At 56.9% G+C, this 12778-nt stretch carries 12 protein-coding genes; 7 read left to right on the forward strand and 5 right to left on the reverse strand.

Annotated features, from left to right (window positions below; translation table 11 throughout):
* The 3 genes from ACFOFO_RS15615 to ACFOFO_RS15625 form a co-directional block, all read left to right on the forward strand.
* A partial coding sequence (locus ACFOFO_RS15615; RefSeq protein WP_390331967.1) for a response regulator occupies positions 1-368 on the forward strand: 368 nt, incomplete at its 5' end.
* 15 nt (positions 369-383) lie between these two features.
* Positions 384-1571 carry an adenylate/guanylate cyclase domain-containing protein gene (locus ACFOFO_RS15620; protein WP_390323933.1) on the forward strand — a complete coding sequence of 396 codons (1188 nt, stop codon included), beginning with the start codon at positions 384-386 and terminating at the stop codon, positions 1569-1571.
* A 308-nt stretch (positions 1572-1879) separates the two neighbouring features.
* Positions 1880-2254, forward strand: coding sequence for a YajD family HNH nuclease (locus ACFOFO_RS15625; protein ID WP_390323935.1), 375 nt, complete (start codon positions 1880-1882; stop codon positions 2252-2254).
* Position 2255: 1 nt separating this feature from the next.
* Here ACFOFO_RS15625 and ACFOFO_RS15630 read toward each other — a convergent pair whose 3' ends face one another.
* Positions 2256-2393 carry a hypothetical protein gene (locus tag ACFOFO_RS15630; protein WP_390323937.1) on the reverse strand — a complete coding sequence of 46 codons (138 nt, stop codon included), beginning with the start codon at positions 2391-2393 and terminating at the stop codon, positions 2256-2258.
* Between the two features lie 895 nt (positions 2394-3288).
* Here ACFOFO_RS15630 and ACFOFO_RS15635 point away from each other — a divergent pair.
* Positions 3289-3870 (forward strand): hypothetical protein, encoded by a 582-nt coding sequence (locus ACFOFO_RS15635; protein ID WP_390331968.1) that lies wholly within the window; start codon positions 3289-3291, stop codon positions 3868-3870.
* 33 nt (positions 3871-3903) lie between these two features.
* On the opposite strand, the gene ACFOFO_RS15640 is transcribed toward ACFOFO_RS15635, so the two are convergent.
* The 3 genes from ACFOFO_RS15640 to msrB all read right to left on the reverse strand — a co-directional run bounded on the left by ACFOFO_RS15640 (position 3904) and on the right by msrB (position 8125).
* Positions 3904-6273 (reverse strand): putative bifunctional diguanylate cyclase/phosphodiesterase, encoded by a 2370-nt coding sequence (locus ACFOFO_RS15640; RefSeq protein ID WP_390323940.1) that lies wholly within the window; start codon positions 6271-6273, stop codon positions 3904-3906.
* Between the two features lie 510 nt (positions 6274-6783).
* The gene (gene msrA / locus ACFOFO_RS15645) at positions 6784-7554 is read right to left on the reverse strand and encodes a peptide-methionine (S)-S-oxide reductase MsrA (RefSeq protein WP_390331969.1); all 771 of its coding nucleotides are present in this window, start codon (positions 7552-7554) and stop codon (positions 6784-6786) included.
* 76 nt (positions 7555-7630) lie between these two features.
* Positions 7631-8125, reverse strand: a complete 495-nt coding sequence (msrB, locus tag ACFOFO_RS15650) for a peptide-methionine (R)-S-oxide reductase MsrB (protein WP_390331971.1) — start codon at positions 8123-8125, stop codon at positions 7631-7633.
* Positions 8126-8466: 341 nt separating this feature from the next.
* On the opposite strand from msrB, the gene ACFOFO_RS15655 reads away from it, so the two are divergent.
* From ACFOFO_RS15655 to ACFOFO_RS15665, 3 genes are all read left to right on the forward strand, one after another.
* Complete coding sequence (locus ACFOFO_RS15655) at positions 8467-9876, forward strand: FAD-binding oxidoreductase (RefSeq protein ID WP_390323942.1); 1410 nt, start codon at positions 8467-8469, stop codon at positions 9874-9876.
* A 115-nt stretch (positions 9877-9991) separates the two neighbouring features.
* Positions 9992-10762: a ParA family protein gene (locus tag ACFOFO_RS15660; protein WP_390323943.1), complete on the forward strand. Its 771-nt coding sequence runs from the start codon at positions 9992-9994 to the stop codon at positions 10760-10762.
* Positions 10763-11488: 726 nt separating this feature from the next.
* A complete protein-coding gene (locus tag ACFOFO_RS15665) occupies positions 11489-11695 on the forward strand; it encodes a dodecin (protein WP_390323945.1) in 207 nt (68 codons plus the stop codon).
* Between the two features lie 364 nt (positions 11696-12059).
* Here ACFOFO_RS15665 and ACFOFO_RS15670 read toward each other — a convergent pair whose 3' ends face one another.
* Positions 12060-12476, reverse strand: a complete 417-nt coding sequence (locus ACFOFO_RS15670) for a hypothetical protein (RefSeq protein WP_390323946.1) — start codon at positions 12474-12476, stop codon at positions 12060-12062.
* Positions 12477-12778 lie beyond the last annotated feature (302 nt).

A 12778-nucleotide genomic window follows, 5' to 3' on the forward strand; every position in this document is an offset into this window, starting at 1 on the left:
AGGACAACCCGGCGAACCGGGAACTGGTCGAACAACTCATCGCGCGCCACACCGAGCTGCGCCTGCTGACCGCGGTGAATGGGCAGCTCGGCATCGCGCTGGCGCGCACCGCGCAGCCGGAGGTGATCGTGATGGACATCAATCTGCCGGACATCAGCGGCGTTGACGCCCTGAAAATCCTGCGCGACGACCCGGCTACGGCGCACATCCCGGTCATCGCCCTCAGTGCCAATGCGATGCCACGCGACATCGAGAAGGGCATGCAGGCAGGATTCTTCCGCTATGTGACCAAGCCAATCAAGCTCGATGAGTTCATGGACGCGCTGAACGTGGCACTGGCATTCGCGAGGGTTAATCGGCGCCAATGAGGCAGGAAGCATGCGATGATCAGTTCATCCGACCTACTTGACGCCAACGTCCTTGTCGTTGACGACATGGAAGCAAATGTCCTGCTGCTCGAGCGGATGCTGCGCGGTGCCGGCTACACTTCTATCACGTCGACGATGGATCCGCATGGGGTCTGCGCGCTGCACCGAAAAAACCGCTACGACCTGATCCTGCTCGATCTGCAGATGCCCGGCATGGATGGATTCGAGGTGATGGAGGGCTTGAAGGAAATCGAAACGGGCGGCTACCTTCCGGTCCTCGTGATCACCGCCCAACCGGGTCACAAGCTGCGCGCGCTGCAAGCCGGCGCGAAGGATTTCGTCAGCAAACCATTTGATCTGGCCGAGGTGCTGATGCGCGTTCGCAACATGCTGGAAGTGCGCCTGTTGCACAAAGAATCGCTGAATTACAGCAAAGTGCTGGAGCAGACGTTGCGGCAAGTGGAGGCAAGCCGTGAGCTGATCCGTCGTCAGGGCGACGAGCTCAAGGGCCTGTACGACAAGATCGTGGCGGAGCAGAAGGTGTCGGAGCGGCTGCTGCTCAACCTGCTGCCCTCTCCCATTGCCGAGCGCTTGAAGGCGCGCCCCGACCTCAGCGCTGATGGCATCCCGGAGGCCATCGCCGACAGCTTCCCGGAGGTGACGGTGCTATTCGCGGATATCGTCGAGTTCACCAGGGTGTCCGCGGGTATGAGCCCGGAGCGGCTGGTGGCGATGCTCAATGAAATCTTCACCGACTTTGACAGCATTGCGGACCACCGCGGCCTCGAGAAGATCAAGACCATTGGCGATGCCTACATGGCTGCCGCAGGACTGCCGGTGCCGGCGCCCGATCACGCAGTGCGGGCGGCCCACATGGCGCTGGATATGCTCGACGCGCTGGACCGCTTCAATGCGCGCAACGGCTACCGCTTGCAGTTGCGCATTGGCATCAACAGCGGCGCGGTGGTGGCCGGCGTCATCGGCAAGCGCAAGTTCATCTATGACTTGTGGGGAGACGCGGTGAACACCGCCAGCCGGATGGAATCCCATGGCGTGGCCGGACGCGTGCAGGTGACGGAGGCCACCCGACGGCGGCTGGCGGAGCCGTTCCTGTTCGAGGAGCGCGGCATCATCGACGCCAAGGGTATGGGCGCGCTGCATACCTGGTTCCTGACCGGCAGAAGCGGCGCGCCGTCCGCATGATGCCCGGCCCCAAGACAACGGTCGAGCGCGCAGAAGCCGATCGCGCTCGCGTTGCAAGGCGGCGCGCATGGCGCGTTCGCCTGATGCTCGAAGCGGCATTCGAAGTTATGCAGGGTCTGGCCCAGATGCCAGTCCGAGGAGTGAATGAAGCGCAAGGTGATGTCCTTTGGTCCGCGTTTGGATGACGGAATGTGGTGATATATTGGTCTAATTTAACTGATACAAATTAAGCAAAGCGCTTAAGCAAAGCGCTTAAGCAAAACGCTTAAGCAAAACGCCTTTCAGTAGGCTAGTCCAGAGGAAGAACCATGTTGCAGAAAAAACCGGATAGCGCCAGGCTGGACAAGATCGTGGCCGATGCCCGCCGTAGCGCAGACCTGCGCGAGCAGGGTTACCGCGAGCGGGCGCTCAAAATGTATCCCTGGATTTGCGGCCGCTGCATGCGGGAGTTCACCCGTGACAACCTGTCACAATTGACGGTGCATCACCGCAACCACAATCACAACGACAATCCAGCCGACGGCAGCAACTGGGAGTTGCTCTGCCTGTACTGCCACGACAACGAACACTCGCGTTATCTGGAGGCGGATCAGCAGGGCACGTCGGGACACGGCAGCAGCGTGGCCGCCGCAACCCACAACCCTTTTGCGGCCTTGTCTTCCCTGATCAAGAAGAAGCCTTAATTCAACCATCGGCCAGATCGGTATGGCCGAAGCCTTGTTCATCATCGCGCGGGGAAATCAACAGCGGCGTGATTTTCAGGAATGCGATGCATTGCCTGCGGCCCCAGGCTGGCCGGATTTGTCCTGATCGGGGTGCCATTTGGAGCGATTGCGCATAGCGGTTGAAGAAATCCAAGTGCTACTATACTGGGGACGTACCAACGGCTGCAATGTCATTTAATCGACCATGCAGCGTTCAAAATTTCAACGATGGAGCAAGTGCCATGAGCAAAAGTCAAGACGCGAAGAAAACCACCAAGAAGGAACCCGCCAAAACATTGAAGGAGAAAAAGGCCGACAAGAAGGTGAAGAAGGAGGCAATGAAGCGTCAATGATTCAGTGAATTGCCGAGGATGCGGTGTTGCAGCCTCGCGTATGAAACGCGACCCTCACACGCGCTGTCCCGAAGCCGCAGCACAGCCGGACAGAATGCATCGCCCGTACCATTATCGGACGCGCCGTGCTGACCTAGCAGACTGCTCCCAGCCACGATAGCGGCAAACAAGAGGCCGAACAAAAAACATAGTGCAATGCCGATTCCGAACTGGAAAGCGGCGCTGAATCGGTTCACCATCATGCTCGATGAGCGCATGCCGCAGCATTAAACGATACCCCGATTACACAAAACTCAGGACCTCCTCGCTGCTTGCGGCATGGAGCCGGCTCCCGGCCGTTGGCTCAATCGCTACTTCGAGTCGATTGCAGCCGTTCATTCCTGACACCATCTGTCAGCTTAAGTCTGAGCTGGTACAGCCAAGCACTACGTTTCTTTACCCCGTTTGTGTGAACCGGCAGCGCTGCCGATAGCAAAATGATTGCATTTCATTCGTTTGATCTATGCCATATTGTCGCCAGTTATTTGTTTCATGGAGGCATTTTGCAGGCCAGATAAGATCTGGATCCGAATATTTGAGGCTGCTCCGTGATTCTTGCCTGAATGGATTGCGGATTATCGCTTTCATCCAGGGCTTAATAAACGGTCACATGGACACCATATGAAGCTGATGCGGCGTTGCGTTCTGAAAAAATGCTCTATCGCAGGCGTTTTCTTATTGCTGTCCGGGTGTGCTGACCTGTTGCCGCATTCCAAGGAGGATATGCGAACTCCATGGCACAGTTATTCAGATGCACAAGCCATGTTTGACAGCATTGTTCCCTACACAACTACGACGGCGGAATTGAAAACGTCAGGCATCGACCCGGAAAAAACACCAAACGTCGCCATCTTGAGCCACGCCGACTTGCTGCGCAAGATTGTCGCCGGCTCTTCCATCGATGTGCGTTTGCTGGATCCGGAATTGCAAAGCTGCCTGATGGAAACCAAATCTTGCGTCGCCTATGAGATAGAGCAGACGCATCTGGACCGCAAGCGTTTTGGCAATTTTTGGCTGGATTTCCTGAGTTTCCACCGCCGCGTGGATATTTCCGGATGGCAGTTCGATGCAATCGTCGTGGTCAGGAATACGCGCGTGATATACAAACTGTGGAGCGGCAAGCCGAATATCCAGCAATTTGTGGATGAACGTAACCCTCTGGGGCCGCTACAGGGCTTGGGTGGTTCTTTGTTGCGACGCTAGAATCTGCTCCAGGGTTCCCGGTTGAGCGCGAAATTAACTGATAGGGCTTGGACCGATTAAGGCTGGTTCAATTATTTCAGGGCTAACGTGGATATTGAGATCGCTTAATCCCTTTGAACGGACGCCTATCAGATTCAGGGACTCAAACTGTTCGGGCGGCAGCGGTCGGCTGTACAAGTAGCCCTGGTAGGCATTGCAGCCATTGCGGGCAAGGAAGTCTCTCTGTGGCTCAGTTTCCACTCCCTCCGCGATAACCGACAGGCCGAGACTTTGCGCGAGAGCCACAATGGTGCGAACAATCGCGGCATCGTTGGGATCAGTGAGCACGTCCCTGACGAAGGACTGGTCAATCTTGAGCTGGTCCAGGGGAAGGCGCTTAAGGTAGGACAGCGACGAATAGCCGGTACCAAAATCATCCAGCGAAAAGCCCACACCTAGGGCTTTCAGCGCGCTCATTTTGGCGATGATCTCCTCCATGTTGTCCAGAAGCATACTTTCGGTCAGCTCCAGCTTGAGCTTTCGTGCATTGGCTCCAGTACGATCCAGCAGTTCCACCACCTGCTTCACGAAATCGGGCTGCCGGAACTGTCGGGCGCTGACATTCACCGCCATAGTGAGGTGGGCCGTTGCCGGACGGGAGGACCAGGCTGTCAGCTGCGCACAGGCCGTTTCCAGTACCCAGCGGCCCAAAGGCAGGATCAGCCCGGTCACCTCAGCTGGGGGAATGAACTCGGCAGGACATACCAGGCCGCGTACTGGATGCTGCCAGCGCACCAAAGCTTCGGCACCGGTCACGCAACCCGCGTCATCTATTTGGGCTTGGTAATAAAGGAGAAACTGACCGTCCTGCAGCCCTTGGCGCAGAGCCGTCTCCATCTCGGCGCGCAGAGTGACGGTTGCCTGCATGTCCTCTTCGAAGAAGCGCAGGACATTGCGGCCTGCCGCCTTGGCCTGGTACATGCTGAGGTCTGCGCGTTTCAGCAGCTCATTGGTGGATTCGAGGTGACCATCGAACAACGTGGCGCCGATACTCGCGGTGTTGTGGTAGACATGGCCGGCGACCTGGTAGGGCCGGCTCAGGGCTGCGAGGATATTCTCACCAATGACCTCTGTTTGCACGGCCGCTTCCTCCGGGACCTCGCTCAGGTCCATCAGCATGATGACGAACTCGTCGCCGCCCTGCCGGGCCACCGTATCTGCCACGCGCACGCAGCTTGAAAGACGCTTGGCGACCAGTTGCAGCAAAAGGTCACCCTTATCATGCCCGAGAGTGTCGTTGATGGTCTTGAAGTTGTCGAGATCGATGAACAGCAAGGCGCCGTGCCGCTTGCTGCGGGTGCTGGCAGCCAACGCGTGGTGCAGCCGATCGGTTAGCAAGCGCCGGTTTGGCAAACGGGTGAGCGGATCGTAGAAAGCCAATTGCCGGATTTCGTCTTCCGCGACCTTGCGCTTAGTGATATCCATCACCGTGCCGCGCAAAAGCGTCGCGTTTCCATCGGCGTCGACGTCCGGCTGTCCCAGCGCGTGCAACCAGCGAATCTCGCCATTGGGAAGCACAATGCGGAACTGGTCGTCGAAATCAAGGCCTTCGCGCAACGCCGTTTGTATGAGTTCGTTGTAATGCAGGCGGTCTTCCGGATGCACGAGCCGCACGAATCGTTCGCCGGTCAGGGTGGGCTGTGCGGGATCGACGCCAAACAGGCGATAGGTCTCCAAAGACCAGGTGGCGGAACGACGCGCGCGGTCGAGCGTCCAGCTACCAAGCCCGGCGATGCGCTGGGCCTGAGCCAGGCTCGCCTCACTCGCCTGAACCCTTTGCAACACCGCTTGCAGTTCCTTGTTGCTTTTGTGCAACTGCTTGCGCAGCCCGCTGATAAAGCCGCCCATCAGCGCGAACCAGGGCAGGGTGAGCGCAAGCGCCAGCCACTGCAGCAGCTCCAGACGCAGGTCCAGCGAGCGCGGCTTGAAGCGCCACAGCAGGCCGATCACGCCGCCGTAGGCACCTAAAATACACGCAGCGTAAACCAGTAATGCCCGTCGCGTAAGTTGCAACACGCTGAACAGAAAGGCCATCAACAGGAGCACCAGGAACACAGCCCGCGCCCCATCGGCAGCGTACATGGCGTACAGGGTCACGAGGCTCGAGGCCAACATTTGCGGAACGGCGAGATTCGGATCGCTGAACCTCAGATTGAGCCCGGAGCGGAACACGACGTAGAAAGCGAGGATCGCCAGCAGGACAAGGGTGGCGCTTTGAAAGAATGCGGCGCTTGACAGAGCGCCCTGCAGATAGCAGGCAAACAGCAGGCCGATCGCCAGGAGAGACGTCCCGGCCGCCATGAAATAGCGGCGCATGCGCAGCGCCTGCTTGGGGTCGATTGACTTCGGGAGGCTGCTGAACACCGTTGTCCTGAATCTATGCATTGGTTATCTACATTCTATATTTACAGAAATATGGGAGTAGCGAAGAACGAAGCGCTCGGCCTGAATTGGTTGCCCCGCAGCATCAACCGGGGACATATTATCGCTAAAGCGCAGATGAATGCAGATTTGCAGACGTCTATCATCCGACGACATGCCGTATTTGCATTTCTGCTGAGTGAGCAGCTTGGATTGCGTGTGGGGCGGTTTTTTAAATCGTGGAGGACAAAATGGGGTGCAAATCAGACAAAAATAAAAAAGGCTACAGGCCGAAATCTGTAAAGCCGGGACATTGCTAATTTCCAGCCACGCAAGCCCCAGACCGGGGTTTACGGAGCGTTTACATTAGACAAAAAGGGAAAGGATGACGCGTCTGGACGCGTCGAATTTTCTACGCGCACTGCGAAGATTAACGAACTAACCTCGAAAAACGCTGCGGTGGTCGCGAAAATTGCCAGGCATCGCAGTGCATCGCAGGACGCTCCGCCAGTTTCATTTTCGGTTAGTGAGCTTCCCAGGCGCCTGTGATGTCACCAGCACGGGGATGTCCCGATACACTTCCGGAAGCGTGCTTTTCAGATTGGAGATTTTCGGTAGATCGTAAGTCGCGATGTAGCCCGACTCCGGATGCAAGGTGGCGTAATCCTGGTGATAGGCTTCCGCAGGATAGAAGGCACTGAGCGGGCTCAACTGCGTCACGATTTTGCGTGGAAAGACATGCGCCGCGTCCAACTGCGCAATGTAGCGTTCGGCAACCTGTTTCTGGTGGGTGTTCCTGTAAAAAACGGCCGACCGGTACTGTGTCCCTGAGTCAGGGAATTGTCGATTGAGCTGGGTCGGGTCATGCGCCACGGAAAAATAAATTTGCAGCAGCCTCCCGTAAGAAATTTGCTTGGGATCGAAGGTGATCTCCACCGATTCCGCATGTCCTGTATTGCCGGAGCTCACGCGCTCATAGTCCGCGGTCTCCTGCTTGCCTCCGGCATACCCAGACACCGCCTGCAGCACGCCTTTAGTGTGCTGGAATACGGCTTGAATGCCCCAAAAGCACCCGCCCGCAAAAACCGCTTTCTCCTGGGCACCTTGCGTGCCGGCGACTTCGTCCACTGCTGGCGGCGGGATTTTGACGGCGCTCTCGCCTGCCACGCTGTTGGTGAACTGGATACCGGCACCAACTATTAGCAGTGCCCCGGCAAGCAGAAACAGTTTGCCGCTTGTCAGAAAATGCCGTTTTGTTGAAAAGCCATTGCGTTCGAATCTCATGTTATTGCTCCAGGTCGCATAGCGCCGCGTCAGAGGTGATCGCAGGCGCTTGCAGGTGTTTGCAGGTGTTTACGGATTAGGTCTTGGAAATAAAGATCAGTGCAGTACCGTTCATGCAATAGCGCAAGCCGGTAGGTGGTGGTCCATCGTCGAACACATGGCCAAGATGACCACCGCATCGGCGACAATGCACTTCGTCGCGCGTCATGCCTAATATGGTGTCGGTCGACTTCTCTACCGCCTTGTCCAGAGGCTTCCAGAAGCTCGGCCAACCAGTGCCGCTGTCGAACTTGGTCTGAGAAGAAAAGAGCGGCAGTTTGCATCCTGCGCAAACGTACACGCCCGTTCTCTTTTCATGATCGAGCGGATTCGAAAACGGCCGCTCGGTTCCGGCTTGCCGCAATATCTTGTACTGCTGCGAAGTCAGCCGTTTCCGCCATTCGGCATCGGTATGCATGACTTCAAACGGTTCCGCTGCATGAACGCCCGGACTGAAAAGCGCCCCGGGCAGCGCGAACATGCCTCCGGCAAAAGCCGTAAAACGGCGTAGAACTTGTCTCCGATTGCACATGGCAGGACATCCTTTGCTGTTGACTGTCGACCACTATGGATCGTTGACAGTTAGTCACAGCAGTGAGGGAATCCTTACATTTCATCAAACTCCGGCAGATGCGCAGGCATTTGCATAAACGCGTCTGGCCGCTTAACCATCTGCGCCAATGGTTACGAGCCTGCCGAGGTTGGTTAAAAACATATTCTAGCGCTGATGTCGAGGCTAGGTGACCCGTCCCCATATCAGGAAAACTACGGGAGGTTCAAGTGCCTGCCAGTGAAGTTTCCCCCACCTCTGTTGCGATTGTGACGAGGGGGTGGATTTTTAGGGGGTAAGATTGCATCAACAGGGAGATCGCCATGAATCATCCAGTTCAATCTTCGGTACTGAATCAGGCGTTGCCGGAATCGCTATTGTCGGCATTGCTGTCGATCTTCGATGAGCGCTTGTCCACCACGCACGCGGTGCGGGAGTATCATGGCCGCGATGAATCCTCGTATGATCCGATGCTGCCCGACGCCGTGGTGTTTGCCCAGTCGACCGACGAAGTGGCGGCCACCGTCAAGCTGTGCCATGCACATGGCGTGCCGGTCATTCCCTACGGCGCCGGCACGTCGTTGGAAGGCCATGTGCTGGCTTTGCAAGGCGGAGTGACGATCGATCTGTCGCAAATGAATCAAATGGTGGCGGTGCATGCCGAGGACTTGACGGCGACCGCGCAGGCGGGCGTGACGCGCAAGCAATTGAATCGGGAGCTCAAGGATAGCGGCTTGTTCTTCCCGATCGATCCGGGCGCCGATGCGTCGCTTGGCGGCATGGCGGCGACCCGTGCTTCCGGCACCAACGCGGTGCGTTACGGCACGATGCGCGAGAACACGCTGGCGCTCACGGTGGTCACGGCGGACGGCCGCATCATCAAGACCGGCACCCGCGCAAGAAAATCATCGGCCGGCTACGACTTGACGCGCGTTTTCGTCGGCAGCGAGGGCACGCTCGGCATCATCACCGAAGTCACGGTCAAGCTGTATCCGCAACCGGAAGCCATTTCAGCGGCGGTATGCTCGTTTCCGAGCACCTCAGATGCCGTCAACTGTGTGATTCAGACCATCCAGATGGGCGTCCCGATCGCGCGGGTTGAATTTCTGGACGAGAATGGCGTCAAGGCCATCAATGCGCATGACAAGCTGAATCTGCCGGAGCAGCCGTTGCTGCTCTTTGAATTTCACGGCAGCGAGCAGGGCGTCCAGGAACAGGCAGAACTGGTGCAATCAATCGCAGCAGAACACAGCGCAGTCGGCTTTGAATGGGCCACGCGCCCGGAAGACCGATCGCGCTTGTGGACCGCGCGTCACAACGCCTATTTCGCGCTATTGCAGATGCGTCCCGGTGCCAGGTCGATCTCGACCGATTGCTGCGTGCCGATTTCGCGGCTGGCCGAATGCATCCTCGATACCAAGGCCGATTGCGAAAAAAATGAGATGGTTTATTCGATCATCGGTCACGTCGGCGATGGCAATTTTCACGTATTGATGATGGTCGATCCGCATGATGCGGCCGATGTGGCGAAGGCCGAAGGCGTCAACGCACGCATGGTGTCGCGTGCGCTGGCGATGGACGGTACCTGTACTGGCGAACACGGGGTCGGCTTGCACAAGATGGATTTTCTGGTGCAGGAACATGGCGACAATGCGATCGACATGATGCGCGCACTCAAGCATGCATTTGATCCGAAGAACATCATGAACCCCGGCAAGATCATTCGCTGGTAGTACTTTGTTGCGAAAGCAACACAACCGTCAGCAAATAAGCGACACGGAATAATTTTTTGCATTGCAGCAATCAGCTAAAATCCTCATCAGGACAATTACTTCAACGGGATGCAGTATGAAACGTGTCATCTTCAATCAAAAGGGCGGAGTCGGGAAATCGACCATAGCGGTTAACCTCGCCGCCATTGCGGCGCACCAAGGCAAAAAAACGTTGTTGATTGACATTGATCCGCAGTGTAATTCCAGCCGCTATCTGATGGGCGACGCGGCCAAGGAGGCGACTCCTACTTTGGCCGATTACTTTCAACAGACCTTGGATTTCGTTATTTACCCCAAGGCGGCGAACAGCTACGTGCATGCAACCCGTTTCGAGAACCTGTCGTTGATTCCCTCTCACCCGGCAATCGGTGATCTGCAATCCAAGCTCGAATCGCGCCACAAGATCTATAAACTGCGCGACACTCTGGTCGAACTGGCAAAAGAATATGACGAAATCATCATCGATACGCCGCCAGCCTATAACTTCTTTACCCAGTCCGCGCTGATCGCCGCCGACTGTTGCCTGATTCCGTTCGACTGCGACGATTTCTCGCGCCAGGCGCTCTACACACTGCTGAACAATGTGGCGGAGATCAGGGCCGACCACAATCCGACGCTGGCGGTCGAGGGCATCGTCGTAAATCAGTTCCAGCCACGCGCCAGTCTGCCGCTGCGTATGGTGAACGAACTCTTGGCCGAAGGCCTGCCGGTGCTCGATAGCAAGCTCTCCAGCTCAATCAGGATTCGCGAATCGCACGAACAGGGTCTGCCGATGATTCATCTGGATGCGCGTCACAAGTTAAGCCATGAATTTATTGCGCTATATCAGGAGTTGCAATCGGCCTGAGCAGCGGTCGGGGTCGCTCTTATTGAACAGGAATGCGTTCTTCCAGCGTACGGTGGCTAAACATGGCGTATTGGGTGGGGTTTGGTCTACTAACCTGACGTGAACCGCCAGCAGACGTTGGTGTCGAAACGTATGTCGCCAATTATTGTGGAGCCCGCCATGAAACGTCTGACAATTTTTGTTACGTTGGCCGTGTTACTCGGCGGGTGTGTAGTGGCGCCGTATGGTCCAGGTTGGGAAGGCGGCTATAGGCATGGCGGCGGCGATTGGCATGACCACCACCGCGACAGGGGTGGCGAAGGCCATGAAGGTTGGGGCAGGTCCGACCGTTATTAGACCATCGCTCGCGACCATTCGCAAACTTCCGCGACCTGCATTCCCACCTCGCGCGATGTACGCGAAGCTCCTTGCAATGCCAACTCCGCATTCCCTGCGCGCGCGGCGCAGGTCCATGTCGAACCACTTGACGAGAATTTGACGAAGCCTGGACACAAAGCCGGGCGCGATTGTTCTGGCGCAAACATCCCACCTCGAACCGATTTATAAAGAACATAAGACAACAAGCCCCAAGGGCCGGGCGGCGCCCACGCTATCTTGACACGCCACCGGATTCGCGCACGCATTGGTGCGCTGCGTAATGACTGCCGGCGCGTTTGGGAGCAATATTGGTAGTTGTTTGCGAAGAACAACCTTTCGATGTCAGGCTTTCTTAATTGGGGAAACATCATGTCCGCACAGACTTACAAGCTTATCGAACTGGTCGGCTCCTCAAGCGAGGGTACCGATCACGCGATACGCGATGCGATTGCCAAGGCAGCGCTCACGGTCAAGCACATGGATTGGTATGAAGTGGTCGAGTCGCGAGGACATATCGCGGACGGGAAGGTTTCGCACTACCAGGTCACGATCAAGGTAGGCTTCCGGCTGGAGTAGCGCAATCCCGCGCTCGGCGCCAGCAGTCTCGCAGTCGGCCCCATGCACGGTTGCTGCCATCGAGCAGCCAATCGAAGCCAGTAGGCGAAAAAAACATAGGTAACGGCGCTGCTACGCGGCGGGCGATACGTTGCGTACACGAATTGCCCTGTTATAAAACGACGGTCAAAAACGGTAGGGTCCGTACACCAATCGGCCACGAGCGTTTGTCGGGGTAGGGGGCTTATCTCAAGCAGTGTGAATTTTTTTGAATGCGGTAACCAAGCGAGTAAATAAGCGGGCCGCGACAGACAACATCGATCAGGAAAATGAAAATGGCGGACACCGATACGGTCGTCGCGCCATTATTTTTTCACCGCCGTTGTTATCGGCAAGTCAGTGTGACGGTGCCACCTTCGCGGGTCCGTGCGCGTAATGCCGGTCCATCGCCACAGCGATACTCTACATAGAGCTGCTTCGGACGATTTGGAGCAGGATCGCCGCACAGCTCGTTATTCGCTGCTATCGAAAGGTTGCGGCGCCGGCCGACCGCTCTCTGCACGGTATCCCGTGCATCGCATGATGCTTCACGAATACCATAATTGGCTTTCTCAATGATGATTCGTCCTACCGGTCCGCGTTGCTGATCCTGGCTGCTTTGAGCCTCGGACCCATCGCGGTAACCCTGATCGTAACCGCGCTGATATTCGCGGCTCTGCGCGAAGGCCGTTACGGACATCGCGGAGAGGGTGATAAAGCCGAGGGCGTACAGAATGCCTTTGCTTGAGAATTTAATGTTCATTTTTTTCTCCTTAATGTGGCGAATGCCTGCCGTACATCGTAATGCATTGGGCTTCTGTGCGGTAACGCGGTCGTAACGATTCGGAACGCCGTCGCCGTCGCGGTCGCGATCATAGCGATTGGGAACGCCATCATGATCATGATCGCCATGACCGCCACATTGGGAGCGACATCGTGAGCCGGGAGGGTGTCGCACCTGGTTATGTACAAGTATGTCCACAGAAGTACGCATAAGTCCCACTGTGGGCGCTCACGCCGAGCGGCCACTTCTGCAACGGGATGTCCCCGCTGACCTGCTTGACC

The sequence above is a fragment of the Pseudundibacterium arcticum genome (assembly GCF_042646465.1).
Classification (GTDB): Bacteria; Pseudomonadota; Gammaproteobacteria; order Burkholderiales; family Burkholderiaceae_D; genus Undibacterium_A; species Undibacterium_A arcticum.

Bases quoted from the DNA above. Each gene is read 5' to 3' on its own strand.
- ACFOFO_RS15635 (WP_390331968.1), top strand. From the start codon at position 3,289: ATGAAGCTGATGCGGCGTTGCGTTCTGAAAAAATGCTCTATCGCAGGC.
- ACFOFO_RS15625 (WP_390323935.1), top strand. From the start codon at position 1,880: ATGTTGCAGAAAAAACCGGATAGCGCCAGGCTGGACAAGATCGTGGCC.
- ACFOFO_RS15670 (WP_390323946.1), bottom strand. From the start codon at position 12,476: ATGAACATTAAATTCTCAAGCAAAGGCATTCTGTACGCCCTCGGCTTT.
- ACFOFO_RS15630 (WP_390323937.1), bottom strand. From the start codon at position 2,393: ATGGCACCCCGATCAGGACAAATCCGGCCAGCCTGGGGCCGCAGGCAA.
- msrA (WP_390331969.1), bottom strand. From the start codon at position 7,554: ATGAGATTCGAACGCAATGGCTTTTCAACAAAACGGCATTTTCTGACA.
- ACFOFO_RS15660 (WP_390323943.1), top strand. From the start codon at position 9,992: ATGAAACGTGTCATCTTCAATCAAAAGGGCGGAGTCGGGAAATCGACC.
- ACFOFO_RS15620 (WP_390323933.1), top strand. From the start codon at position 384: ATGATCAGTTCATCCGACCTACTTGACGCCAACGTCCTTGTCGTTGAC.
- msrB (WP_390331971.1), bottom strand. From the start codon at position 8,125: ATGTGCAATCGGAGACAAGTTCTACGCCGTTTTACGGCTTTTGCCGGA.
- ACFOFO_RS15655 (WP_390323942.1), top strand. From the start codon at position 8,467: ATGAATCATCCAGTTCAATCTTCGGTACTGAATCAGGCGTTGCCGGAA.
- ACFOFO_RS15665 (WP_390323945.1), top strand. From the start codon at position 11,489: ATGTCCGCACAGACTTACAAGCTTATCGAACTGGTCGGCTCCTCAAGC.